The sequence below is a fragment of the Flavobacterium sp. genome (genome assembly GCF_043780635.1).
Classification (GTDB): Bacteria; Bacteroidota; Bacteroidia; order Flavobacteriales; family Flavobacteriaceae; genus Flavobacterium.
This window is the reverse complement of sequence record NZ_JAYWCK010000039.1, coordinates 1-22,945: the sequence shown is the minus strand read 5'-3', so window position 1 is coordinate 22,945 and position 22,945 is coordinate 1. Positions and strand designations below refer to the sequence as shown.

The window sequence follows — 22,945 nt, the reverse complement described above, 5'->3', positions numbered from 1 at the left end:
TATGAAAAAGCTCATTTTAATTTTGCTTATCTCTTTTTTAGGGATGTCAATTTCCGCGCAAACCGCTGCAAAAAGAACTTCGGAATTCAATCTAGAAAACAAAATTGCAATTCAAGGATATGATCCTGTGTCTTATTTTAAAGGGAAACCGTCAAAAGGGAAGAAAGAAATTGCAACAACTTTTGAAGGGGTTATTTATAATTTCTCATCGGTTGCAAACAGAGATGCTTTTCTAAAAAAACCTATGAGCTATGAACCGCAATTTGGCGGTTGGTGTGCTTATGCGATGGGAAGTTCAGGCGATAAAGTGGATATTAATCCGGAAACTTTCAAAATTATTGATGGAAAATTGTATTTATTTTACAATGCCTACTTTAACAACACTTTAAAAAGTTGGAATAAAGACGAAGTGAATTTGAAGAAAAAGGCAGATACTAATTGGAAAAAATTTATTAACTAATAAAATATGAAAACACTAACTTGGATTGCCCGAATTGTTGCAGCAGTAATTTTATTGCAAACCTTATATTTTAAATTTTCTGGAGCTGACGAAAGTGTCTATATTTTCTCAACTTTAGGAATAGAACCATATGGTCGAATTGGTTCAGGTATTGCTGAGCTGATTGCCGCAATTCTAATTTTAGTGCCAAGAACCACTTTGATTGGGGCGATAATGGGTTGCGGCGTAATGATTGGTGCTATATTGTCACATTTATTTGTTTTGGGAATTGAAGTGCAAAACGATGGAGGAGAACTTTTTATTTTGGCGATAATTGTGTTTCTTTGTTGTGCATTTTTGGTTTTTCAGAATAAAAATAAGATCTTAGATTTATTAAAATTAAAATTTTAAAAATGTTTCTATCCTCCATAAACAATAATCTTAAGGAATTGATTGATTTACTCCATCAATTGTCCAATGAGCAATATTCTAATCCTTGCCCTCAGTTGAGCAATGCCAGCATTGGAGAGCATACGCGACATATTATTGAATTGTTCCAATGTCTCGAAAATCAGTATGAATCGGGTGTGGTCAATTATGACAAACGGCAGAGAAATAGTCAAATCCAAACGGATACTCATTTTGCCATTCAGCAAATTGTTTCCATCCAGAATAATTTGGATAAAATGGACAAAAAAATCGTTTTGCAGCAAAAAATTGAAGGTTACGAAATCAAAATCGAAAGCAATTATTACCGGGAATTACTCTATAATTTTGAACATTGCATTCATCATCAGGCTTTGATAAAAGTTGCTATTTTAATGGCAGAGAACATCAAAATTGGAGAAAATTTTGGCGTAGCTCGTTCCACTATAGAATACAGAAATCAATGTGTACAGTAAGTTTCGTTACTGGAAATGGCAAAACCATCATCAGTTCCAACCGCGATGAAAAAGTCAACAGACCAACTGCCATTGAACCTCGAAATTATTTTATAAGCAACAAAAACATCATTTTTCCAAAGGATCCACAAGCCGGAGGAACCTGGTTTGCGGTAGATGAAAAAGGAACGGTCTTGGTTTTGTTGAATGGTGCCAATGAAAAACACAAAGTTGTTCTTCCTTATCGGAAAAGCCGTGGTTTGATCGTTCTGAATATGATTAGCAGCTTGTCTCCAAAGGATTTTTGGAAAGAAATAGACTTGGAGGACATCGAACCTTTTACCTTGGTTTTATTCCAAAACAACGAACTTTTTCAACTGCGGTGGAATGGATTTGAAAAGGAAAGCAAACCATTAAATTCTAATGAAAATTACGTTTGGTCCTCGGCAACGTTGTACCCGACGGAAATTCGAGAAAATCGCGCTGATTGGTTTTATACTTTTTTGGATTCCAATCCTGAAATTTCTGAAACAGAAATGCTGCATTTTCATCGCTACACAGAAGAAGCAAACCAGGAAAACGGTTTGGTTATCAATCGGAACGATGAATTAAGAACCCTAAGCATAACACAATCCGTTACCGAAAAAAACAAGGTTTCGATCTTGCATTATGATTTAATTGCAAACGAGGATTTCGAAACTTCTTTTATAATAATTTAGTCAGTCAAATTTGACCCGAGTTATGACGAACAGGCGAAGCAAACTTTTCATCCACAAACTAACCCATTGGGAATATTGGCCTTTCCAGATTGTATATATTCCAATTTATTTTCTTTGGATGTTTTACTCCATTAAAGCAAAATCAATTTTCTTTTTTAATGCCTGCAATCCAACGATAAAAAATGGAGGTTTTATAATGGAATCCAAAAAGGCAATCTACGACCTGATTCCAAAACAGTACTATCCAAAAACCGAATTGATAATTGAAGGAACTAGCTTAAGTGAAATTTTGAAAATCATCGAGGATTCTGCTATAAAATATCCATTTATTGCCAAGCCGGACATTGGATTGCGAGGTTCAGCCGTCAAAAAAATTCATAATTCCGATGAATTGCAATCCTATAATAGCAAAGCCAATTTTGATTACGTAGTACAAGATTTAATCCCTTTCGTAAATGAAGTTGGCATTTTTTATGTACGATATCCAGATGAAAAAATGGGTAGAATAACCGGAATAGTTTCCAAGGAATTTTTAATTATTACTGGAGATGGCATTTTGACCACCGAAGAGTTGATCAAAAAAAATCCACGCTACGAATTACAACTGAAAGTTCTACAACAAGAATACGGTAAGAAATTGTTGGATATATTACCAAAGGGAGAAACACTTAATTTGGTTCCGTATGGCAATCACGCCCGCGGTGCAAAATTCATAGATGGAAGTCATTGGATTAGTCCAAAACTGACAGAAACTTTCAATAAAATGTGTCTTCAAATTCCAGGTTTTTATTTTGGAAGATTAGATGTTATGTATAGCAGTTGGGAAGAATTGGAGAATGGTGAAAACTTCTCAATTGTAGAGTTAAATGGTGCTGCGAGTGAACCAACGCATATTTATGATCCAAGACATTCACTATTATTTGCTTGGAAAGAATTGGCACGACACATCACTTTTATGTATGAAATAAGCAAACAAAACCACGAAAAAGGAGTTCCTTATTTAGCTCACAAAGTCGGAATGAAAGAGTACAGATTACATTTGGAACAAAGTAATAAGATTGTTAATTTCTAATTGATGAAAGCATTAAAAAACATAACAATTGGATTTTTAGTGAGCTTTGTCGGTTCGTTGCCTCTTGGTTATTTAAATATTATTGGCGTTGAAATTTTATCAAAATTGGGAATAAATCGCCTGGTTTTTTATTTATTAGGGGTAATTGTTGTCGAGGCCATTGTGATTTATTTCACCGTTATTTTCGCAAAGCAATTGGTAGAAAATAAAAAATTAATGAAGTTCATTGATTTTTTTGCCGTGTTTTTCCTTTTGTTGATAGCCTATTTATTTTACGCAAATTCCAATCAAACAGTAGAAGGCAATAATTATTTGGAAGATTATGCCCGATATTCTCCCTTTCTTATCGGGATGGTTTTGTGTGGATTGAATTTTCTTCAAATACCATTTTGGATGGGTTGGAATTTATATTTATTGAATGCTAAATCTATTTCTTTAGACCGAAAACTAAAATTTTATTATATTCTAGGGACTTTGACCGGGACTTTTTTTGGGATGCTGGCGGTAATCGTTTTGTTAGATTCATTATCTCAAAAGATACTGGATTATTCAAAATGGATAATACCAGTTCTAATTCCGCTATTCTTTTTAGCGCTGGCCGGTTTTCAAGTTTATAAAGTTTACAAAAAATATTATCGCTTGAAAAAGAATTAGGCTATAGCCAAAGTGGGTATATTCATATCATAAGCCAAAATGTAATAGTTATTATTGTTGAATTCAAAATCAGCAATAATGGCCCATTTTAGCTTTTCCGTGTGTGCTTTTAGAGATGGGATATTGGTTTTGTTAATGAAAGTCAAACTCAAAGGATATTTTTTCACAACGTGTATTCGCATAAATTCAAACAGCAAATTAATCAATCCTTTTCCTCTGTATTTTTTGTCGATGCAAATCGGTCCATACTGAAAACTGGTTATTGAATTTATTTCGAAATCTAAAAATTCAAGTTTTGGAAACAGGCTAATCATATGTTCAAAAATGGGATATTGACTAAAGAAATCCCAACTTTCGGCAAAAATATAAGCGATTATTTTATTGTTGTCTTTGGCGATAAATAAACCTTTATTATTGATGACGCAAGTCAATTGTTCGACTGAAAAGGGAGTGGTGACAAAACCGGATTTCTTTTCTTCTTCGGTCAAATTAGAAACGAGATATAGTTTCTGCAAGTCCAAAATGCCTTCAATATCAATTAATTTAGCTACTTCAAGTTGTATGTTTTCCATTATTTTTAAAGAATTCTAAAGTTGGTTAATTCCCGCACAAAATTAGGAAAAAAACAGGAATCAAAATTATATAGTAGAAGAATCACTTGTCTTAAACAGTGCTTTTTTTAAAGTTTTTGCTTATTTTCGCTAGATGAAAAATATTATTATTACAGGAACTTCAAGAGGAATTGGCTATGAGTTGGCTTTGCAGTTTGCCAAAGCCGGTAATAATGTCTTGGCAATCTCTAGAAAAACTCCTCAAATACTTATTGAAAACCAAAACATCACTTGTCTTTCAGTAGATTTATCAGATGAAAGTGAAATGCATAAAGTAGAAGCTTTCCTCTCTCATTCTTGGGCAACAGTAGATATCATCATTCATAATGCTGGAAGTTTATTATTGAAACCTTTCTCTGAAACTTCTCAAGAAGATTTTGAAAGCATCTATAAAGTAAATGTTTTTGGCGTGGCCAATTTGACTCGTGCTTGCTTGCCTTATTTACAAAAAGGTTCTCACGTGGTTACCATAAGTTCTATGGGAGGAATTCAAGGAAGTCTTAAATTTGCGGGTCTTGCAGCATACAGTTCCAGTAAAGGAGCGATCATTACCTTGTCAGAATTACTCGCCGAAGAGTATAAAGAAAAAGGAATTGCATTTAATGTTTTGGCGCTTGGCGCAGTCCAAACAGAGATGCTTCAAGAGGCTTTTCCGGGTTATGAAGCGCCAATTACTGCAAAAGAAATGTCCGATTATATTTTTGATTTTGCCTTGAACGGGAATAAATATTACAATGGCAAAGTGTTGCAAGTTTCATCTACTAATCCTTAATTAATTTGAGCGAAACTTTATCAAAATACCTTCCAGAACACGCTGTGAAACCAGTTTTCGAATTGATTGTGGTTAATCAAGTGCATCTCAAAATCGTAAATGAGCGAGTAACCAGACACGGTGATTATAGAAAAGGAATGAGCGGGAAACACGAAATAACGGTCAATGCCAGTTTGAATAAGTACAAGTTTTTGATTACGCTGGTTCACGAAATTTCACATTTGGTGGCGTTCGAAAAATTTGGACGCAACATTAAACCACACGGAGGAGAATGGAAGCATTCCTTTCAACGTTTGATGATTCCGTTTATTCGCCCAGAGATTTTTCCGCATCATTTATTGCCTTTATTGGCACGACATTTCAAAAATCCTACCGCAAGTAGTGATACTGACGCCACTTTAGCATTGGCACTCAAACAGTTTGATGAAGAAAACGATAAAAACCATATCTTTGAAATTCCCTTTGGAAGTATTTTCAGAATTCGAAACGGGAAAATTTTTAAAAAAGGCTCCTTAAGAACAAAACGGTTTGAATGTATTGAAATAAGTTCAGGGAGAACCTATCTTTTTAATCCAAATGCTGAAGTGGAATTATTGCCGAGTTGAAAACCTAAATAACAACTCAAAAAATTGAAAGTATAAATCTATTAATATAAAGATTTGTGATGAAGGACATATTCGATTTTTTAATGATATCAGGAGTTTTACTTGGAATTATTTTTATAGTTGCAACACAATTTTCTAAAAACAGAAAAGATAAATCTATTATTTATTTAAATTTAGTAGTTTTATTTATAATGCTCAATAATCTTCAGGCTTTATCCCTTGAAAATATTTTTACGAACACCAATTTTTTTATTCATAGATTACAAATTCCTTGGTATGTACTAATATTTCCGTCTTTTTATACATTTTTAATTTATTATCTAAAGATTGAAAGGAAGAAATCCTCCTTTGTTTATGTTTCTATTTCTTTATTTATATTCGAAATAGCTATAAGAATTGCGATAACCCCTTATTTCTTTCATAATGAAAACAATTTTTTTATTGCAGAATATGCACAAATAGAAGAAATTGTAAACGCTTCCTATTCTATATTTCTCTTTATAAGTGCAATTGTCATACTTTTTAATTATTCAGATTTATACCAACAAGTTTTGACTTTTGATAATGTTAAATGGCTTAAAAATTTTATGTTTTTTGGCAGTTTTGTCATACTTATGTGGATTTGCGCCATATTGTTGAATTTAGACAAAACATTAAATCCACAGGTTTTTATCTATTATCCGTTGCGTTTAAGCAGTACAGCACTTTTGTATTGGATAAGTTATCAAGGTTTTTATAATTATTCCTTGATGGTAGAAAGAATACAATTAAGAAAAGAAATAGAAGCCGAAGAAAAAATAATAAACAATGCTTCAAATGGAAAAGAATCAGAAGAGAATAAGTTCCAAATTATTAAGAATTACATAAAGAAAAACAAAAGGTTTCTTGATCCAGCTTTTAGCTTAGATAGATTATCGTCTGAAATGGGAATTAGTACCAGTAAATTATCTCATTTAATTAATCAGGAAAGTGGATACAATTTTCCTGATTACATTAATCTTTTGCGTGTTGAGAAAGCAAAAAGATATCTAATAAAATCTGATTACTCTGCTTATACAATAGTCGCCATAGGGCTTGAATGTGGTTTTAATTCCAAATCAACCTTTTATTCTGCTTTCAAAAAATTCACTAATGTTACTCCTTCAGAGTTTAAGGGACAATAAAATCCTACTGTCCTAATTTATACAACTTGTCCAGATTTTTATAATTTGGATAAACTTGGATATTCCTTTTTAGCTGTGTTTCTAATTTTGAGTATTAATTTAAAACTTGAAATTATGTTACTATTTATCCTTTATACTTTTTTAAAAAAGTACAGCAATCCTAGTTGGCTAAAGACAAATTTCAAAACAAGTAAATTTCAAAAAGTCAATTTCCACAGCTTTCTAATGGGATTTCTCATACTAGTTATGTCGATTTTTCCAATGTTTTCAAATGCACAATATCTCCAACTTAACTATAGAATAATAAGAAACGGTGATTCGATAGGTTGGTTAAGATTAGAAAAAACCACAACTGGGAATAAAACAGATTTGCTTTTGGTTTCAGAAATTAAAACAAAAATTGTTTTTCCTGTGACGGTTTTTGTAAAAGAATCGTCAACTTTTGAAGGAGGAAAACTGATTTATTCTTCCCAAATTAGAAAAACTAATGGCTATGTTAATTTGGACAAACAAGCTAAACTTACGGGTAATGAATATGAAGTATTAGAAAACGGCGAAAAGGGAAAACTTTCCTTTGGCATTATAAGTTCAAATTTATTATGTCTGTATTTTCAGGAGCCAATAGATTCTCAAACTTTGTATTCCGAAAATCAGCAATGCTTTGTCAAAGTTACAAGAACAAACGATGGTGGGTACAGAGTAAAGTTCCCAAATGGCAATTCTAATTGCTATTATTATAAAGAAGGTGTTTGCACTAAAATAAAAATTATGCACACTTTTTACTCAGCTGAAATAATTCTTAACCCTTTAATCAATAGTTATGCAAGCAACAAATAGTTTACTATATGTCATCAGTTATGTGTTATTTTTTGGATTTAGCTGGATGTGTAAAATCAAAGGAATCCATAGATTAATCAATGATGATGGGGTTTTTACTAAAAAACCAAAAGGTCTAATTAATGCTCATATTATTGGGGCAATATGGCTAGGACTCGTTCCCGTAATTTTTTTGAAACAATCAATATTTAAAGTTTTAACTGAAATTAAAATACCAGTAAGTTTTATTATAGTACTATTCTTTTTCGTTTTAATTTTAATTATAACAATAGCTTTTGAACAAAGTAGAAAAGCTTACGAAAAAAGCCAAAGTTCTTCTGAAAGCTTTGCTCGATTATCATCAAAATTTTTCAATTCCTATTTTATTGTTAGGGCTTTATTCCTGTTTTCTTATGAATTATGGTTCAGAGGATTTTTGCTTTTCGGATGTATTCATAGGTTTGGAATCCCTTTAGCTATTTTTATAAATGTTACTGTTTATGTTTTTCTACACATCTTTAATGGCAAAAATGAAGCTTTAGCTTGTATTCCATTCGGTCTTTTAGTTTGTTTTTTTAGCATAATATTTAACTCCGCTTTAGCAGCGATAATGCTTCATATGGGTTTTTCACTGGCATATGAAATTAATATTTACCGATTAAATTTAATTAACTCTAAAACTGCAAAATCATGAAAATTTTAGTAACAGGCGCAACAGGATATTTAGGATATCGGCTTGCTCTTAGCTTGGCCGAGCGCAATGATGAGGTACATATTTTGGTACGAAATCCTAATTCTCAGAATATCCCTCAGCATAAAAACATCAGTGTGTTTTTTGGCGACATCACAGATAAATCCTCCATAACAGAAGCTATTGATGGATGCGAACAAGTTTATCATACAGCTGCATTAGTAAAAGCGTTTGACAAGGATGCTTCCCTTTTTTACAAAGTAAATGTTGAAGGAACTCGAAATCTATTGGATTTAGCTCTTGAAACAGGTGTTAATAGATTTGTATATACCAGTAGTTGCAGTGTCATTGGTGCAACCATACAAGAGCCGATGTGTGAAAACGACACTCGAATCACTCCACTTGATAATGATTATGATGCCACAAAATACCAAGCTGAAAACCTGGTGAAGGAATATAATAATAAAGGATTGCAAACAGTGATTGTTTCTCCATCAAAGGTATTTGGGCCAAGCGGTTTTGAAACTAAAACAATCTCTGTAAACACGATTATAAATAAATTTATTAATGGTGAATTTACTTTTATTCCTAAGCCAAGCAAACTAGTCGCTAATTACTGCTTAATTGATGATGTAGTTGAGGGTCACAGACTTGCGATGTCTAAAGGTAAAGCAGGTGAAAATTATATACTTGGAGGAGAAAATATTTCTTTTGAGACGCTTTTTCAAACGATAGGTACTTTATCAGAAAAGAAGGGTAAACTTATTGAAATTCCTAAAATCATTATGAAAATTTTTGCCATAATGCAATGGATAAAATTTAAAATTACTAATAAAGAACCATTAATAACAGAAAATAGTATAAGGCAAATTTACTGCAATAAAATTTTCAGCAGTGAGAAAGCTATCGACAATTTAGGATATAAAATCACTCCTTTGAGAGAAGGACTTCAACAAACTATTCACTTTTTAAAAAATCAATATCATGTCTAAAAATTTATACACTTTGATAACCGGCGCCAGTGAAGGATTTGGGAGAGCATTGGCAACTGAATGTGCGTCCAGAAAAATGAACTTAATTCTAGTGGCGTTGCCTGACCCTAAACTTCAATTTCTAGCCGAGACTTTAATCCAAAAATACGCGATTGATGTAATTGCGATAGAAAAAGACCTTTCAATTGAAGAGAATTGTGTAATGCTTTATAAACAAGTAGAAGAGCTAAACCTTTCTGTTAATATGCTTATTAATAATGTTGGAATTAGCAGCACTATGTTTTTTGGTGAAGGAAGTATCGATTTCTACCAAAAGCAAGTAAAATTAAATGTTGTAACAACTACCTTACTTACTAGTTTGTTTCTTAGAATGTTGGAAACTAATAAGCCTTCTCATATTTTAAACGTAGGAAGCCTTAGCTGCTTCTTTTATCTGGCAAAAAAACAAGTGTATGGTGCTACTAAATCCTATGTGTATTCTTTTTCGAAAAGTCTCCGTGGAGAATTGAGTTCAAAGGGTATAAATGTGAGTGTAGTATGCCCAGGTGGAATGAACACAAATCCAACAATAATAAAGACAAATAAGGCTAATAATTGGCTAGCGCGTCAATCAATAATGGATCCCGAAGATGTCGCTCCAATAGCTATAAAAGGGTTATTAAATCGAAAGGAAATTATTATTCCTGGGCGTATGAACAAACTATTTCTGATAATAGATAAATTGGTGCCCTCATTCTTAATTAAAATGATTGCCAATAATCATGTGAATAAGTTTAAGTCATACAACATTGGAAATGAAACCATAAATAACACTGTCTTTAATAGATTACTGGAAACAACAAATTGATTAATTTTTAAACAACCATAATTATGAAAAACTCAATCCTTTATTTGCTAGCAATCTTGTTCTTGTTGCAAAGTTGCACTACTTACAAAACATTAGATTTAAACGAAACACCTTTAAAACTAGGAGGGACCTATAAAATTAGGCAAGACGACAAATTTATTAAAGCAAAACTAAGAACAGTTAGTGACAGCTCAATAACGGTTGTCGTTGACAAAAACGAAAGAATAATCCTTTTACCAGAAATTAAAGAAATAAAAGAAAGAAAAATATCTGCCCTGAAAACCACGGGGTTAATTTTATCTCTAATGGCAATAGGAGGATTAATGTGGTCTGCTTCAACGATAGAAATTTTTCCTGGAACAGAGTCGCTTGGAGGAGCTTTTTAACCGGCTGACAAATACTTGGGCATAATTATTTTAGAAACTAATTATGCCCAAGACTTTAATTGTAATTATATTTACACTATGTTAAAAACACTACTATTCATATTGTTTTTATTACTCTCGAATTTATGCATTTCGCAGCAATATGTAGATTTATTTTCCATCAATTATGGAAAATCTGCTGCAACTGGCTATGAAAATAATTACCAGACTACAACAATTACAAATTTAGATGCCGATCTTACCTTACCAATTAAGTTGAATGAAAAATATGCGATTATTTCAGGTTTAGATTTTAGTAATAATACCTTGCAGTTATTCCCTGATGTAAACGACAACAATCTATATTTAACGCGGATAAAAGCAGGAATTAATATAACTCATTCTGAGCGTTGGAGTGGAACTTATTTGCTTCTTCCCAAAATATCTTCGGATTATATAAATTTAAGTATGGAAGATTTTTATATTGGAGGAGTGGCAGTTTTGAAATACAAAAAAAGCAAAAACTTAAGCTATAAATTTGGACTTTATGCAAGCAATGAAGCTTTTGGTTTATTTATCTCTCCTTTAATCGGGCTTTATTATATGAGTCCAAGCTCTCGTTTTGAAATGAATTTGTATTTGCCTAACAATGCCGATTTGAATTATAGTTTAACTAATAAAACAAAAATAGGAACTGATTTTGTTGCTCGAGGGAAAAGTTTCAAACTCACAACTGATAGTGTACGTTCCTCTTACGCCGAAAATAATTCCTTGGAATTTTCTTCTTACCTGCAAAATAATTCACTCAATAAAAATGTACTTATTCGCATAAAATTGGGACTCTCTACTAATAGTTTTGAAGTTTATCCCATTGACCAAAAAATAGCTTTTGCAACTACTCTATTCAAATTTGGAGATAACAGAACGCAATTAAACACTAATTTATCAAGCAGTCCTTTCATTAAGATTGAAGCTATATATCGATTTGACATTGCTTCTAAGTAAGAAACGATAATTAAAAAGGTTAAGTGATTGCAGGTTCTTAATTAAAATATCTAAACCACTATTTTTATTTTCTGTTTTCCACCAAATGATTTACTATTTTTGTGTAATAATAAAAAATGAGAATGCTTAATTCTCGCAACTACTATGAACAAAAATTATTACGCAATATTAATGGCTGGCGGTGTTGGATCAAGGTTTTGGCCAGTAAGCACAACTGAATTCCCAAAACAGTTTCACGATATGCTTGGCGCAGGTGAAACTTTAATCCAGAAAACGTTTAGCAGATTATCGAAATTGATTCCGGTTGAAAACATTCTGATTTTAACCAACGAGAAATACAACTCAATAGTTTTAGAACAGTTACCTATGGTTAAGCAAGAGCAAGTTTTGCTTGAACCTGCAATGCGGAATACTGCTCCCTGCATTTTATATGCTTCTCTTAAAATTCAAAAACAAAACCCAGATGCCGTTATGGTGGTTGCGCCAAGCGATCACTGGATTGAAGATGAAAATGCTTTTACAGAAAACTTACAACAATGTTTTGATTTTTGTGCCAAAGAAAACGCCTTGATGACTCTCGGAATTCAACCTACATTCCCTAATACGGGTTTTGGTTATATAGAATTTGATAAAAAAGATAATAATCCAATAAAAAAAGTTTCGCAATTTCGTGAAAAACCAGATTACGAAACAGCCAAATCTTTCTTAAAAAGCGGCAATTTTCTTTGGAATGGCGGAATTTTTATATGGAGTGTAAAATCGATAACTGAAGCTTTCGAAAAATTTCAGCCGCAAATGAATGCTTTATTTCAAAAAGGAATGGAAAGCTACAACACAGCTGAAGAGAAATCTTTTATTGAAGAAAATTATGCTTTGGCCGAAAATGTTTCTATTGATTATGCTGTAATGGAAAGCGCCAAAAATGTATATGTACTTCCTGCAACTTTCGATTGGAACGACTTAGGGACTTGGGGCTCTTTGCACGAAAAATTGGATAAAGATGAAAACAACAATGCAGTGGTAAACGCAACTGTTTTATTAAAAAATGCTTCGAGTAATATTATCAGTACATCTAAAGATAAATTGGTAATCATTGATGGACTTGAAGATTATATCATTGTAGATAAAGACAATGTTTTGTTGATTTACCCAAAAAGCAAAGAACAGGAAATAAAGGGGATAGTAAATGGCTTAAAATAATTTTTAGTCATTTGCTGTAACTCAAAACCCAAATTCAATAAGAAAATCAGTGCCTAAAAAAGAAAACCAACTTTTTATTTATTTAGCTTTTGCATCTATTTACATTGTATGGGGAAGCACCTATTACTTTATTTTTTTAGGACTAAAAACCATTCCTCCATTTATGTTGATGGGATTTCGTTTTGTAATATCAGGATTGTTATTGCTTATTTTGCTTAAAAAACAAGGCAATTTACAACTGCCAAAACAACAAGATATTTTAAAAAACGCAATATACGGATCACTTATGCTTGTTGGCGGTACAGGTTCAATAATGTGGGCTGAGCAGTATGTTCCCACAGGAATTGCCTCTATTTTGGTTTGTAGTTTGCCCTTTTGGTTTTTAGTTTTGGATTATCCAAAATGGAAAGAAAATTTTTCCAACATAAGTTCGCTTTTAGGATTAATCATAGGATTTTCAGGAATTTTTATTCTTTTTGGAGGGAATAATTCAATGGTTTCGACCCATTTTGTGTTGGGTATTTGTGTGATAATAATTGGTGGAATATTATGGGGTTTAGGTTCCTTGTTTTCGAGATACTATCCTACATCTTTACCTACTATGATGAACGTTGCATTGCAATTTATTTCCGCTGCGATTGTTTGCTTGATGATTTCCTATTTTGCATATGAAACGGAAGATTTTCATTTTAGAAATGTTTCTTTGATGTCTTGGTTAAGCACTATTTATCTGGGTGTTTTTGGTATTTTGGCTTATGGAGCTTATGTTTGGTTGATTACCAAACGGTCATTAATACAAGTTGGGACTTATGTTTATATAAATCCGGTTATTGCAATTTTTTTAGGTTGGATGTTTGCCAAAGAAACTATAAACACAAAACAATTACTGGCTTTATTAATAATTCTAATAGGTGTTGTTTTGATAAATTGGTCAGAATATCGTAAAAAAATATTTAATTAGAAAAGCAAGTGATTATTCACTGAGATATGCTTCTCTAACTTTTTTGAATAAATTTGAGGAGTAAACAAAGTCAACAATAGCCTCATTATCTGTCCTAAAAATTTCTTCTTTTGTACCTTCCCACTCTTTTAATCCATCTTTTAAAAAGATAATGTTTTCTCCAATTTCCATCACGGAGTTCATATCGTGCGTGTTAATGACTGTGGTAATATTATATTCTTCGGTAATTTCCTTGATAAGATTATCAATCAAAGTAGCCGTGTTTGGATCTAAACCTGAATTGGGTTCATCGCAAAAAAGATATTTAGGATTATTTACGATGGCACGAGCAATGGCAACACGTTTTTGCATTCCACCTGAAATTTCCGAAGGTAATTTATGATGCGTATCAATTAGATTTACTCTTTTTAGAACAAAATCAACGCGATCCTGAATTTTATATTTGTCATCATTGGTAAACATTCTTAACGGAAACCCCACGTTTTCTGATACTGTCATGGAGTCAAATAAAGCACTTCCTTGAAAAAGCATTCCGATTTCAGTTCTCAATTCTCGCTTCTCATCCGAACTAAGGTCAGAGTAAATTCTGCCGTCAAAAGAAATAGTTCCTACTTCGGGCGTAAAAATTCCAAGTAATGATTTTAATAGAACCGTTTTCCCAGAACCACTTTGACCAATGATTAAATTAGTTTTTCCGGTTTCGAAAACAGTGGAAACCCCTTTAAGAATTTTGGTACCACCAAATGATTTTTCTATGTTTTTTATTTCTATCATTAGGTTAAGAGTAATTGAGTTAGAATATAATTCATCAAAATAATCATAACCGATGTCCAAACAAACGCAACGGTACTGGCTTTACCCACTTCAAGAGCACCACCTTTCATATAATAACCGTGGAAAGAAGGAATTGAAGCTAGTAATATTCCAAAAATAAAAGTTTTAATAAAGGCATAAGTGACGTGAAACGGAATAAAATTAATTTGGACGCCCTCAATAAAATCAGTACTTGTTCCAAACCCTCCGTAAACTGTAGCGATATATCCTCCAAAAACGCCTAAAAACATACTAATTCCTATTACAAAAGGATATAGTAGAATGGCAATTAGTTTTGGAAACACAAGATAATTCAATGAATTTACACCCATAACTTCTAGTGCATCAATTTGTTCTGTGACACGCATCGATCCAATGCTGGATGTTATGAAGGAACCCATTTTACCCGCCATAATTACGGAAATAAAGGTTGGTGCAAATTCTAATATTACTGATTCCCTAGTGGCAAAACCAATAAGGTTTTTTGGAATTAACGGATTGTTCAGGTTTAGTGCAGTTTGTATAGACACAACGCCACCTACGAAAAAGGAAATAAAAGCCACAATTCCAAGTGAATCTATAATCAAATCATCTATTTCTTTGAAAATAAGGCCTCTCATTACAGACCATTTTGTCTGTTTGCTGAAAATTTCTTTCCACATCAAAAAGTATTTTCCTATCTGAGATAAATAGCGAATGAGCATCATAGTTTTTAAATATTGTCAAAAATAGTTATAAGTTGTGAGTTATCCGCTTTTTAAAGGAGGGAACGCTAAAAAATTTTATTTTTCATTTTTTGCAAACGATACTTTCTGATAAATTTTGCCTGCTCATTTGTAACTAAATATGGAGTTTTTGAGGATTTGGCTTTCAAAAAGCCTTTTATATAATCAAAAAAGAGTAATGGTTTCTTTTTCATCATCGCTAGTTTTGCCGAAGCAATAGTAGTTATGAAAAATCCGTAGCCCAAAGTGTAAAATGCCTCTCCTTGTTTATAACGAGCGGTTTTATTGTAGTTTGCACCAGTTGGTTTCAGGTGTTTTACGATTAATGAATCATCGGTAATAACTTTCCAATTATAGAATTTACAAAGTAATTCATCAACTGTGTCCCAACCCATTGCTGGTTTTAAGTTCCCCATTTGTTCAAAAAATGCTTTTCTATAGGCTTTAAAAGCTCCCCGAATATGATCCTTGTCGGTTAAGTTTTCTAAAATCCAATTGCCATTTTTTTCGATGTAGGCAAATCCACCAGCCATTCCCACTTTTGAATCTTGTTCGAAAATAGAAGAAATGCGTTCAAAATAATTATTGGGCAAAATTAAATCGGCATCCAATTTTACAATAATATCATAATCATTGTCCAAGGTTTCAAAACCTTTATGAAAAGCCTGAATGACTTTACTTCCCGGCAAATGTATCGCCTCGGACGTTTTGTTTACTAAAGTTATGAATGGGTTTTCTTTGGCAAAAGCCAAAACAATTTCGGCAGTTTTATCAGTAGAATTATCGTTGACAACAACTACTTTTTTTGGCAGTAATGTTTGCGATATCAAGGATTGCAATGTTAATGCAATGAAATCTTCTTCGTTGTGCGCTGGAATGACAATATAATATTTCATAAACTAAAGACTATTTTACCTTTTCAGCGTATACAATATAATATCTTGGTGTAAAAAACCGCAATAAAGGTCTGAATCCAATTTTCTTTACAGGATGCGTAAATTTTTCTCTGTCGATGATTTTCCAACCTGTTTTTTCTAAAAGCCAGTCTAACTGCCAATCTTCAAATTCGTGGTAATGTCTGTCCCACATATCGGTTTTACTACGATAGGCTGGCGAAAACCACAACCGCAATGGAATTGAAATAAGCAATTTGTCAGATTTTACATTTTTTAATATTGTGTAGGGATTTAATAAATGTTCGAAGATTTCAAAAGCAGTAAAAACCGTATATTTTTCGCTTTGCAATGCAGTTTGATTGTTGTCTAAGTCTTCTCCTGTTGTATTTATTACTTGAAAACCTTCGGCTTTCATAATTTTAGAAAAAGGATTTTCCACGCCTAAATCAAAAATAATTTCGTTTGTGGAAATGTGTTTTTTAAAAAATTCTAAAGTATGTTTGAATCTCTTATTTGGAAATGTTTTTTCGTACATAGTCATTGCGAGGAACGAAGCAATCTCTCGTTCTTGAGTTTAATTATGTTATAAAGTTTAAGGTTTAAAGTTCTCAAATGTGACAACCTTAAACCTTAAATTCTAAACTTTTTATTTTTTAATATCTATAAACAAAGGCGTTGACATTCATTCCTGCTCCAACGGATGCAAAGATAATAACATCTCCTTTATGTATTTCCTGATTTTCGATTTTTCCTCTAATCAATAAATCGAAAAGGGTAGGGACGGTCGCCACACTGCTGTTTCCAAGTTCGTGAATACTCATTGGCATAATGTCTTTTGGGACTGATTTGCCGTACAATTTGTAAAAACGATGAATGATGGCTTCATCCATTTTTTCGTTGGCTTGATGAATGAGAATTTTTTTCACGTCGTCAATACCTAATCCGCTTTGGTCAAGACAGCTTTTCATTGCTGCAGGAACTTGACTTAATGCGAATTCATAAATTTTCCGCCCATACATTTTTATGTATTTAATATCTGGGTCTAAATCTGGATTGTATGATTTTCCAAAAAACAAATAACCTGCTTCGTCATAAGCAAAAGTGGCACTTTCATAAGATAGTAGCCCCGTTTCATCGTCTGAAGCTTCAATAATGGTTGCGCCGGCACCGTCAGAATAAATCATAGAATCTCTATCGTGATCATCAACAACTCTGGAAAGTGTTTCGGAACCTATTACTAAACAGCGTTTTGCCATTCCTGATTTGATAAAAGCATTGGCTTGAAGAACGCCTTCTATCCATCCTGGACAACCAAAAAGGATATCGTAAGCGACGCATTTCGGATTTTTTATTTGCAATTTATGTTTAACGCGTGTGGCTAAACTTGGAATCATATCGGATTGATTTGTTCCATATTTAACATCACCAAAATTGTGAGCGAAAATGATATAATCTATGGTTTCGGGATCGATTCCTGCGTTTTCAATTGCTTTTTGTGAAGCCAAAAAAGCCAAATCAGAGGAACATTGTTCTGGTGCAGCATAACGTCTTTGTTCGATTCCTGTAATGCTTTTAAATTTTCCGATTACAACTTCATTTGGGTATCCAAAAGGACTGCCATCGTCATTCAAAAACACATGTTTGTCAAAATCAATATTGGCAACTTTTATTTCGGGAATGTAACTCCCTACTCCGGTTATTTTAATTTTCATTGGAAATAAATAAATAATATTATGCTAATTTAAAGATAAAAAATGATATTATTAGATAAAATTTACTATGCGTGCATATAATTATATAATAGTATGCTTTTGAGTAAAATATTGATGATTTGTTAAAAAAAACAACAAAAAAACTACATTTTTATTCTCATTACTGTTGCAATAGACAAAGCTCTTGTTTTCATATTTTCTGCTACTTGTCCGACAAAGTTTTCGTCAATTGTTATATTGAAATAGTTGAGCCAAATTGCGAAATGTTCCTCCGAAAGTTTTGTTTTTTGGTTTAAATCCATATGAATTTGGAGTACATTTTTTCGGTAGTTTCCAGTGTCAAAAAGAATTTGTTCCCAGAAATCAACTAACTCCAATAAATGTGGAGCTAAATCTATTTTGGCCACCTTAATAAATATGAAACTGATTTTGCTGTCGGCGAGCAATTTCAAATAGAATTCACTCATCAATAAATGCAAATCTTCGCGGGTTTGGATGTCTCTCATTATGTTTGTTTAAAAAAAATGTCCCGATTTCTCGAGACATTTCAGTTATATATTAGTTTTCCATATAAGCTTCAATTGGAGCGCAACTGCAAACCAAGTTTCGGTCACCATAAGCATCATCAGCTCTGCGAACTGTAGGCCAGAATTTGTTTTCTGCAATATAATCCAATGGGAAAGCAGCTTGTTCTCGGCTGTATGGAAAATTCCAAACATCGGCAGTTAGCATCACTAAAGTATGGGGCGAATTTTTTAATACATTGTTTTTGTCCTCCAATGTAGCAGCTTCAATTTCTTTTCTGATGGAAATCATCGCATCGCAAAAACGGTCTAATTCTTCCAAGTTTTCGCTTTCGGTGGGTTCAATCATCAAGGTTCCGGCCACAGGAAATGAAACCGTAGGTGCATGGAAGCCATAATCCATCAAACGTTTTGCAATGTCCGTAACTTCGATTCCTTTTTGTTTGAAAGGGCGACATTCCAAAATCATTTCGTGAGCGGCACGACCCATTTCTCCAGAATATAAAGTGTCGTAATGACCGTTTAATTTTTCCTTGATATAATTGGCGTTTAAGATGGCATATTTTGTGGCATCTGTAACACCTTCTGCCCCTAACATCGAAATGTAGCCGTAAGAAATCAAGCAAACTAAAGCGGAACCCCAAGGGGCTGCAGAAATAGCCGTAATAGCGTTATCTCCACCTGTTGCAACTATTGGATTTGATGGTAAAAACGGTACTAATTGTTTGGCCACACATATTGGTCCAACACCTGGTCCTCCACCTCCGTGAGGAATTGCGAAAGTTTTATGTAAGTTCAGGTGACAAACGTCAGCTCCAATGGTAGCAGGATTTGTCAAACCCACTTGTGCATTCATATTGGCACCATCCATATAAACTTGTCCTCCGTTATCGTGGATGATCTGAGTGATTTCCCTGATGGCGCTTTCAAAAACACCGTGAGTGGACGGATACGTTACCATCAAACAAGCTAAATCGTCTTTGTGTTGAATGGCTTTTTCACGTAAATCTTCCACATCGATATTTCCGTTTTCCAAAGTTTTGGTAACAATAACTTTCATTCCAGCCATCGCTGCCGAAGCGGGATTTGTTCCGTGTGCAGATGAAGGAATAAGAGCTACATTTCTATGATGATCGCCACGAGATTGATGATAAGCACGAATAACCATAAGTCCTGCATATTCTCCTTGTGCGCCAGAATTAGGCTGTAAAGTAGTTCCTGCAAAACCAGTAATTACATTTAATTGCTGTTCTAATTTTCGCAACATTTCCTGATAGCCTTGTGCTTGATCAAGTGGTGCAAATGGATGAATGTTGTTCCAATTGGCATTGCTTAATGGCAACATTTCTGATGCGGCATTCAACTTCATTGTGCAAGAACCAAGAGAAATCATCGAGTGATTCAAAGATAAATCTTTACGTTCCAACATTTTGATGTAACGCATCAAAGCTGTTTCTGAATGGTATTTATTGAAAACTTCGTGTTGTAAAAATGTCGAAGTTCTTTCTAAAACAGAAGGAAAATGATTGGTTTCAGATAATACTTCAATTGCTGTAGCCTGAGTACCTTTTGCAGAAGCGAAAATCGAAACTATTTTATTCAAATCAGCAATGCTTGTGGTTTCGTTCAATGAAATAGACACCGTATTTTCGTCGATATAATAGAAATTGACTTCGTTTTGTTCTGCAATGACACGAACTTTTTTGGCATCAGCTTTCACAACAATAGTATCAAAGAAAGCAGTATTGGTTTGTTGTAAACCTAATTTTTCTATTTCGTTTGACAAAGTTGCTGTCAAAGAATGAATTTTATTGGCAATATATTTCAAACCTTTTGGTCCGTGATAAACGGAATACATTCCCGCCATAACCGAAAGTAAAACTTGTGCTGTACAAATATTTGAAGTCGCTTTATCACGTTTGATGTGTTGTTCGCGAGTTTGCAAAGCCATTCGTAGCGCACGATTCCCATCAGTGTCAATAGTAACTCCTATAATCCTTCCCGGCATGCTTCTTTTATATTCGTCTTTTGTGGCAAAATAAGCAGCGTGCGGTCCGCCATAACCTAAAGGAATCCCGAAACGTTGCGTGGTTCCAAGAACGACAGAAGCTCCCATTTCTCCTGGAGGAGTTAGTTTCGTCAAGCTTAAAAGATCAGCTGCAACTGCAACTTTTATTTCGTTTGATTTTGCTTTGGCAATAAAATCAGCATAATCGTAAACCTGTCCAAATTTTCCCGGATATTGAAGTATGGCTCCAAAAAACTCAGTTGAAAAATTAAATGTTTCGTGATTTCCAATTACCAATTCCACACCAATTGGATTAGATCGAGTTTGCAAAACAGACAATGTTTGCGGTAAAATTTCTTCGGAAACGAAGAATTTATTGATGTTGTTTTTCTTTTGGTCACGAGAACGAACGTCAAATAGTAGCGCCATCGCTTCGGCAGCGGCAGTTCCTTCGTCGAGTAAAGAGGCATTGGCGATTTCCATTCCGGTTAATTCGATAACCATAGTTTGGAAATTCAAAATAGCTTCAAGACGACCTTGTGCAATTTCGGCTTGATAAGGTGTGTAAGCGGTGTACCATCCTGGGTTTTCAAAAATATTTCTTTGAATTACGGCAGGAACAATGGCTTGATTGTATCCCAAACCAATATAGGTTTTGAAAACTTTATTTTTATTACCCAATTCCGAAATATGGTTTGAATATTCATATTCAGTCATTGCCGGGTCTAAATTTAGTGGTGTTTTTAAGCGAATATTATCAGGAAGAGTTTCGTAAATGAGTTGTTCCATTGATTCAACTCCAATGGTTTTCAACATAATTTGAAGGTCATTTTCTCTTGGCCCAATGTGTCTTAAAGCAAAAGCATCTGTTTTCATGTAGTGATAAAAGTGTTGTTTTTTGAGCCGCAAATTTATGGATTATTATCAGAAAAAAGGGTGAATAAGGGATTGATTTTTAGTAATTTTTCAACCAAAAGACGTTCTTGTTAACAGTTTTGTTATTTTTGTTCAATGAGGATTTTTAAGAAAATATTCAATTTTTATATTGACGGTAGTATTCACGTGGCTTTGTCTTGTTATGCATTGGTTTGTATGACTCAACAAATGTTTCAAGTTTCCCAAGATGAAACAACGGCTTATTTTGCTTTTTTCGGCACAATTGTGGGCTACAATTTTGTGAAATATGAAGCTTTGGCTAGAGCAAAAAAAGCACAAATGCGAAACGAACTAAAAGCAATTTCAATACTAAGTTTTTTGTCTTTACTAGCGGTTGGGTTTTATTTTTTTCAATTGCAAAGGATAACTCAAATTGTTTCTGTTGCTTTTTTGATTTTGACATTATTATATACGCTTCCTTTTTTCCCAAATAGGGAAAATGCGCGAAACTGGGCTGGTCTAAAAATATATATTGTGGCTTTATGTTGGGTTGGCGTAACTGTCGTTTTGCCTGTTTTGAACGCTGAAATTAATATTACTTCTGATTTTTATCTAAAATGCATTCAACGCTTTATTTTGATTTTTGTTTTTATTTTGATTTTTGAAATCATTGATTTAGCGAATGATGATCCCTATTTGCAAACCGTTCCGCAACAAATAGGAGTGAGGCCGACTAAAATTGCTGGAATACTGCTTTTGATTCCGTTTTATTTTTTAGAATTTTTGAAAACTAATTTTGATCAAAAACAGCTAATTGTTAATCTGATTTTAGTGAGTATTATTTCTTTGTTTCTACTTTTTGCCAATGAAAAAAGCTCTAAATATTACACTTCTTTTTGGGTCGAAAGTATTCCGATATTGTGGTGGTTGATGTTGGTTTTTATTCAATAAAAAAACCGAAACACTTCTATTTCGGTTTTCATAAATTCTACAACAATCCAGCTCTTTTCAACAGCGCTTCGGGTTTTGGCTCTTGTCCTCTAAAGCGTTTATACAAAATCATTGGATGTTCTGTTCCTCCTTGTGAAAGAACGTTATCCTTGAATTTTCTTGCAACTTCCTTGTTGAAAATTCCGTTTTCCTGAAAATATTCAAAAGCATCAGCATCCAAAACTTCTGCCCATTTGTAGCTATAATAGCCAGAAGAGTAACCGCCTTGAAAAATATGAGAAAAAGCAGTACTCATTGCATTTTCTTTCACATCAGGATATAATTGTGTGGCTGCAAATTGCTCTAATTCGAAGGCCTTAATATCTGTAATATTCGAAGGGTCTTGACCGTGCCAACCCATATCCAATAAACCAAAACTCAATTGGCGCATTGTTGCTATTCCTTCCTGAAAACTAGCGCTTTCTTTGATTTTGTGTACCAATTCCATCGGAATCATTTCTCCGGTTTTATAATGATAAGCGAACAAAGCCAACGCTTCCGGCTCGTAGCACCAGTTTTCCATAATCTGACTTGGCAATTCTACAAAATCCCAATATACAGAAGTTCCGGATAGACTTGGATACGTTGTGTTGGCCAACATTCCGTGC

Annotated in this window: 27 protein-coding genes; 18 read left to right on the top strand and 9 right to left on the bottom strand. The window is 33.5% G+C overall.

Annotated elements, in window-relative coordinates:
• The first annotated feature begins 1 nt into the window (after position 1).
• From ACH2BV_RS03715 to ACH2BV_RS03690, 6 genes are read left to right on the top strand one after another with little or no spacing between them, the layout of a single operon-like run.
• On the top strand, positions 2 to 460 hold the full coding sequence (locus tag ACH2BV_RS03715; protein WP_395049377.1) for a YHS domain-containing (seleno)protein: 459 nt from the start codon (positions 2 to 4) through the stop codon (positions 458 to 460).
• 6 nt (positions 461 to 466) lie between these two features.
• Positions 467 to 850: a DoxX family protein gene (locus ACH2BV_RS03710; protein ID WP_395049376.1), complete on the top strand. Its 384-nt coding sequence runs from the start codon at positions 467 to 469 to the stop codon at positions 848 to 850.
• Positions 851 to 852: 2 nt separating this feature from the next.
• On the top strand, positions 853 to 1,341 hold the full coding sequence (locus tag ACH2BV_RS03705) for a DinB family protein (RefSeq protein ID WP_395049375.1): 489 nt from the start codon (positions 853 to 855) through the stop codon (positions 1,339 to 1,341).
• Positions 1,329 to 2,039 (top strand): NRDE family protein, encoded by a 711-nt coding sequence (locus tag ACH2BV_RS03700; protein ID WP_395049374.1) that lies wholly within the window; start codon positions 1,329 to 1,331, stop codon positions 2,037 to 2,039. The genes ACH2BV_RS03705 and ACH2BV_RS03700 overlap by 13 nt, the downstream gene beginning before the upstream one ends.
• A gap of 22 nt (positions 2,040 to 2,061) precedes the next feature.
• Positions 2,062 to 3,111 carry a D-alanine--D-alanine ligase gene (locus tag ACH2BV_RS03695; protein ID WP_395049373.1) on the top strand — a complete coding sequence of 350 codons (1,050 nt, stop codon included), beginning with the start codon at positions 2,062 to 2,064 and terminating at the stop codon, positions 3,109 to 3,111.
• Positions 3,112 to 3,114: 3 nt separating this feature from the next.
• Complete coding sequence (locus ACH2BV_RS03690) at positions 3,115 to 3,765, top strand: hypothetical protein (protein ID WP_395049372.1); 651 nt, start codon at positions 3,115 to 3,117, stop codon at positions 3,763 to 3,765.
• On the opposite strand, the gene ACH2BV_RS03685 is transcribed toward ACH2BV_RS03690, so the two are convergent.
• Positions 3,762 to 4,337, bottom strand: coding sequence for a GNAT family acetyltransferase (locus ACH2BV_RS03685; RefSeq protein WP_395049371.1), 576 nt, complete (start codon positions 4,335 to 4,337; stop codon positions 3,762 to 3,764). The two genes, ACH2BV_RS03690 and ACH2BV_RS03685, sit on opposite strands and share 4 nt — an antisense overlap.
• Before the next feature lie 133 nt (positions 4,338 to 4,470).
• On the opposite strand from ACH2BV_RS03685, the gene ACH2BV_RS03680 reads away from it, so the two are divergent.
• From ACH2BV_RS03680 to ACH2BV_RS03630, 11 genes are all read left to right on the top strand, one after another.
• Entirely contained in the window at positions 4,471 to 5,148 is a 678-nt protein-coding gene (locus tag ACH2BV_RS03680) for an SDR family NAD(P)-dependent oxidoreductase (RefSeq protein WP_395049370.1), read from the top strand.
• A gap of 5 nt (positions 5,149 to 5,153) precedes the next feature.
• The gene (locus tag ACH2BV_RS03675) at positions 5,154 to 5,753 is read left to right on the top strand and encodes a SprT-like domain-containing protein (protein ID WP_395049369.1); all 600 of its coding nucleotides are present in this window, start codon (positions 5,154 to 5,156) and stop codon (positions 5,751 to 5,753) included.
• A 59-nt stretch (positions 5,754 to 5,812) separates the two neighbouring features.
• Positions 5,813 to 6,916, top strand: a complete 1,104-nt coding sequence (locus ACH2BV_RS03670) for a helix-turn-helix domain-containing protein (protein ID WP_395049368.1) — start codon at positions 5,813 to 5,815, stop codon at positions 6,914 to 6,916.
• A gap of 225 nt (positions 6,917 to 7,141) precedes the next feature.
• Positions 7,142 to 7,753 (top strand): DUF6134 family protein, encoded by a 612-nt coding sequence (locus ACH2BV_RS03665; protein WP_395049367.1) that lies wholly within the window; start codon positions 7,142 to 7,144, stop codon positions 7,751 to 7,753.
• A complete protein-coding gene (locus ACH2BV_RS03660; RefSeq protein ID WP_395049366.1) occupies positions 7,737 to 8,426 on the top strand; it encodes a CPBP family intramembrane glutamic endopeptidase in 690 nt (229 codons plus the stop codon). The genes ACH2BV_RS03665 and ACH2BV_RS03660 overlap by 17 nt, the downstream gene beginning before the upstream one ends.
• Positions 8,423 to 9,415: an NAD-dependent epimerase/dehydratase family protein gene (locus ACH2BV_RS03655; RefSeq protein WP_395049365.1), complete on the top strand. Its 993-nt coding sequence runs from the start codon at positions 8,423 to 8,425 to the stop codon at positions 9,413 to 9,415. The genes ACH2BV_RS03660 and ACH2BV_RS03655 overlap by 4 nt, the downstream gene beginning before the upstream one ends.
• The gene (locus ACH2BV_RS03650; RefSeq protein ID WP_395049364.1) at positions 9,408 to 10,262 is read left to right on the top strand and encodes an SDR family NAD(P)-dependent oxidoreductase; all 855 of its coding nucleotides are present in this window, start codon (positions 9,408 to 9,410) and stop codon (positions 10,260 to 10,262) included. Before ACH2BV_RS03655 ends, ACH2BV_RS03650 begins: the two co-directional genes overlap by 8 nt.
• Positions 10,263 to 10,285: 23 nt before the next feature.
• Complete coding sequence (locus ACH2BV_RS03645; RefSeq protein WP_395049363.1) at positions 10,286 to 10,648, top strand: hypothetical protein; 363 nt, start codon at positions 10,286 to 10,288, stop codon at positions 10,646 to 10,648.
• 78 nt (positions 10,649 to 10,726) lie between these two features.
• Entirely contained in the window at positions 10,727 to 11,632 is a 906-nt protein-coding gene (locus ACH2BV_RS03640) for a DUF6268 family outer membrane beta-barrel protein (protein WP_395049362.1), read from the top strand.
• Positions 11,633 to 11,776: 144 nt separating this feature from the next.
• The gene (locus ACH2BV_RS03635; RefSeq protein ID WP_395049361.1) at positions 11,777 to 12,832 is read left to right on the top strand and encodes a mannose-1-phosphate guanylyltransferase; all 1,056 of its coding nucleotides are present in this window, start codon (positions 11,777 to 11,779) and stop codon (positions 12,830 to 12,832) included.
• A gap of 49 nt (positions 12,833 to 12,881) precedes the next feature.
• Complete coding sequence (locus ACH2BV_RS03630; protein ID WP_395049360.1) at positions 12,882 to 13,793, top strand: EamA family transporter; 912 nt, start codon at positions 12,882 to 12,884, stop codon at positions 13,791 to 13,793.
• A gap of 12 nt (positions 13,794 to 13,805) precedes the next feature.
• Here ACH2BV_RS03630 and ACH2BV_RS03625 read toward each other — a convergent pair whose 3' ends face one another.
• The 7 genes from ACH2BV_RS03625 to gcvP form a co-directional block, all read right to left on the bottom strand.
• Positions 13,806 to 14,567 (bottom strand): ABC transporter ATP-binding protein, encoded by a 762-nt coding sequence (locus tag ACH2BV_RS03625; protein ID WP_395049359.1) that lies wholly within the window; start codon positions 14,565 to 14,567, stop codon positions 13,806 to 13,808.
• Entirely contained in the window at positions 14,567 to 15,313 is a 747-nt protein-coding gene (locus ACH2BV_RS03620; RefSeq protein WP_395049358.1) for an MlaE family ABC transporter permease, read from the bottom strand. The genes ACH2BV_RS03625 and ACH2BV_RS03620 overlap by 1 nt, the downstream gene beginning before the upstream one ends.
• A 65-nt stretch (positions 15,314 to 15,378) precedes the next feature.
• Positions 15,379 to 16,227 carry a glycosyltransferase family 2 protein gene (locus ACH2BV_RS03615; protein WP_395049357.1) on the bottom strand — a complete coding sequence of 283 codons (849 nt, stop codon included), beginning with the start codon at positions 16,225 to 16,227 and terminating at the stop codon, positions 15,379 to 15,381.
• Between the two features lie 10 nt (positions 16,228 to 16,237).
• Entirely contained in the window at positions 16,238 to 16,762 is a 525-nt protein-coding gene (locus ACH2BV_RS03610; protein ID WP_395049356.1) for a methyltransferase, read from the bottom strand.
• A 118-nt stretch (positions 16,763 to 16,880) separates the two neighbouring features.
• Positions 16,881 to 17,939 carry a 3-oxoacyl-ACP synthase III family protein gene (locus ACH2BV_RS03605; RefSeq protein WP_395049355.1) on the bottom strand — a complete coding sequence of 353 codons (1,059 nt, stop codon included), beginning with the start codon at positions 17,937 to 17,939 and terminating at the stop codon, positions 16,881 to 16,883.
• A 143-nt stretch (positions 17,940 to 18,082) separates the two neighbouring features.
• A complete protein-coding gene (locus ACH2BV_RS03600) occupies positions 18,083 to 18,445 on the bottom strand; it encodes a group III truncated hemoglobin (RefSeq protein ID WP_395049354.1) in 363 nt (120 codons plus the stop codon).
• A 52-nt stretch (positions 18,446 to 18,497) separates the two neighbouring features.
• Positions 18,498 to 21,347, bottom strand: coding sequence for an aminomethyl-transferring glycine dehydrogenase (gcvP, locus tag ACH2BV_RS03595; protein ID WP_395049353.1), 2,850 nt, complete (start codon positions 21,345 to 21,347; stop codon positions 18,498 to 18,500).
• 135 nt (positions 21,348 to 21,482) lie between these two features.
• Here gcvP and ACH2BV_RS03590 point away from each other — a divergent pair, with 135 nt between their 5' ends.
• Positions 21,483 to 22,298 (top strand): hypothetical protein, encoded by an 816-nt coding sequence (locus tag ACH2BV_RS03590; protein ID WP_395049352.1) that lies wholly within the window; start codon positions 21,483 to 21,485, stop codon positions 22,296 to 22,298.
• 37 nt (positions 22,299 to 22,335) lie between these two features.
• Here the strand turns inward: ACH2BV_RS03590 and ACH2BV_RS03585 are convergent.
• A partial coding sequence (locus ACH2BV_RS03585; RefSeq protein ID WP_395049351.1) for a M3 family metallopeptidase occupies positions 22,336 to 22,945 on the bottom strand: 610 nt, incomplete at its 5' end.

Coding starts and splice junctions, on each gene's coding strand:
- ACH2BV_RS03645 (WP_395049363.1), top strand. CDS start 10,286: ATGAAAAACTCAATCCTTTATTTGCTAGCAATCTTGTTCTTGTTGCAA.
- ACH2BV_RS03660 (WP_395049366.1), top strand. CDS start 7,737: ATGCAAGCAACAAATAGTTTACTATATGTCATCAGTTATGTGTTATTT.
- ACH2BV_RS03600 (WP_395049354.1), bottom strand. CDS start 18,445: ATGAGAGACATCCAAACCCGCGAAGATTTGCATTTATTGATGAGTGAA.
- ACH2BV_RS03625 (WP_395049359.1), bottom strand. CDS start 14,567: ATGATAGAAATAAAAAACATAGAAAAATCATTTGGTGGTACCAAAATT.
- ACH2BV_RS03665 (WP_395049367.1), top strand. CDS start 7,142: ATGGGATTTCTCATACTAGTTATGTCGATTTTTCCAATGTTTTCAAAT.
- ACH2BV_RS03655 (WP_395049365.1), top strand. CDS start 8,423: ATGAAAATTTTAGTAACAGGCGCAACAGGATATTTAGGATATCGGCTT.
- ACH2BV_RS03700 (WP_395049374.1), top strand. CDS start 1,329: ATGTGTACAGTAAGTTTCGTTACTGGAAATGGCAAAACCATCATCAGT.
- ACH2BV_RS03705 (WP_395049375.1), top strand. CDS start 853: ATGTTTCTATCCTCCATAAACAATAATCTTAAGGAATTGATTGATTTA.
- ACH2BV_RS03605 (WP_395049355.1), bottom strand. CDS start 17,939: ATGAAAATTAAAATAACCGGAGTAGGGAGTTACATTCCCGAAATAAAA.
- ACH2BV_RS03650 (WP_395049364.1), top strand. CDS start 9,408: ATGTCTAAAAATTTATACACTTTGATAACCGGCGCCAGTGAAGGATTT.
- ACH2BV_RS03680 (WP_395049370.1), top strand. CDS start 4,471: ATGAAAAATATTATTATTACAGGAACTTCAAGAGGAATTGGCTATGAG.
- ACH2BV_RS03590 (WP_395049352.1), top strand. CDS start 21,483: ATGAGGATTTTTAAGAAAATATTCAATTTTTATATTGACGGTAGTATT.
- ACH2BV_RS03715 (WP_395049377.1), top strand. CDS start 2: ATGAAAAAGCTCATTTTAATTTTGCTTATCTCTTTTTTAGGGATGTCA.
- ACH2BV_RS03635 (WP_395049361.1), top strand. CDS start 11,777: ATGAACAAAAATTATTACGCAATATTAATGGCTGGCGGTGTTGGATCA.
- ACH2BV_RS03695 (WP_395049373.1), top strand. CDS start 2,062: ATGACGAACAGGCGAAGCAAACTTTTCATCCACAAACTAACCCATTGG.
- ACH2BV_RS03640 (WP_395049362.1), top strand. CDS start 10,727: ATGTTAAAAACACTACTATTCATATTGTTTTTATTACTCTCGAATTTA.
- gcvP (WP_395049353.1), bottom strand. CDS start 21,347: ATGAAAACAGATGCTTTTGCTTTAAGACACATTGGGCCAAGAGAAAAT.
- ACH2BV_RS03615 (WP_395049357.1), bottom strand. CDS start 16,227: ATGAAATATTATATTGTCATTCCAGCGCACAACGAAGAAGATTTCATT.
- ACH2BV_RS03685 (WP_395049371.1), bottom strand. CDS start 4,337: ATGGAAAACATACAACTTGAAGTAGCTAAATTAATTGATATTGAAGGC.
- ACH2BV_RS03710 (WP_395049376.1), top strand. CDS start 467: ATGAAAACACTAACTTGGATTGCCCGAATTGTTGCAGCAGTAATTTTA.
- ACH2BV_RS03670 (WP_395049368.1), top strand. CDS start 5,813: ATGAAGGACATATTCGATTTTTTAATGATATCAGGAGTTTTACTTGGA.
- ACH2BV_RS03620 (WP_395049358.1), bottom strand. CDS start 15,313: ATGATGCTCATTCGCTATTTATCTCAGATAGGAAAATACTTTTTGATG.
- ACH2BV_RS03610 (WP_395049356.1), bottom strand. CDS start 16,762: ATGTACGAAAAAACATTTCCAAATAAGAGATTCAAACATACTTTAGAA.
- ACH2BV_RS03690 (WP_395049372.1), top strand. CDS start 3,115: ATGAAAGCATTAAAAAACATAACAATTGGATTTTTAGTGAGCTTTGTC.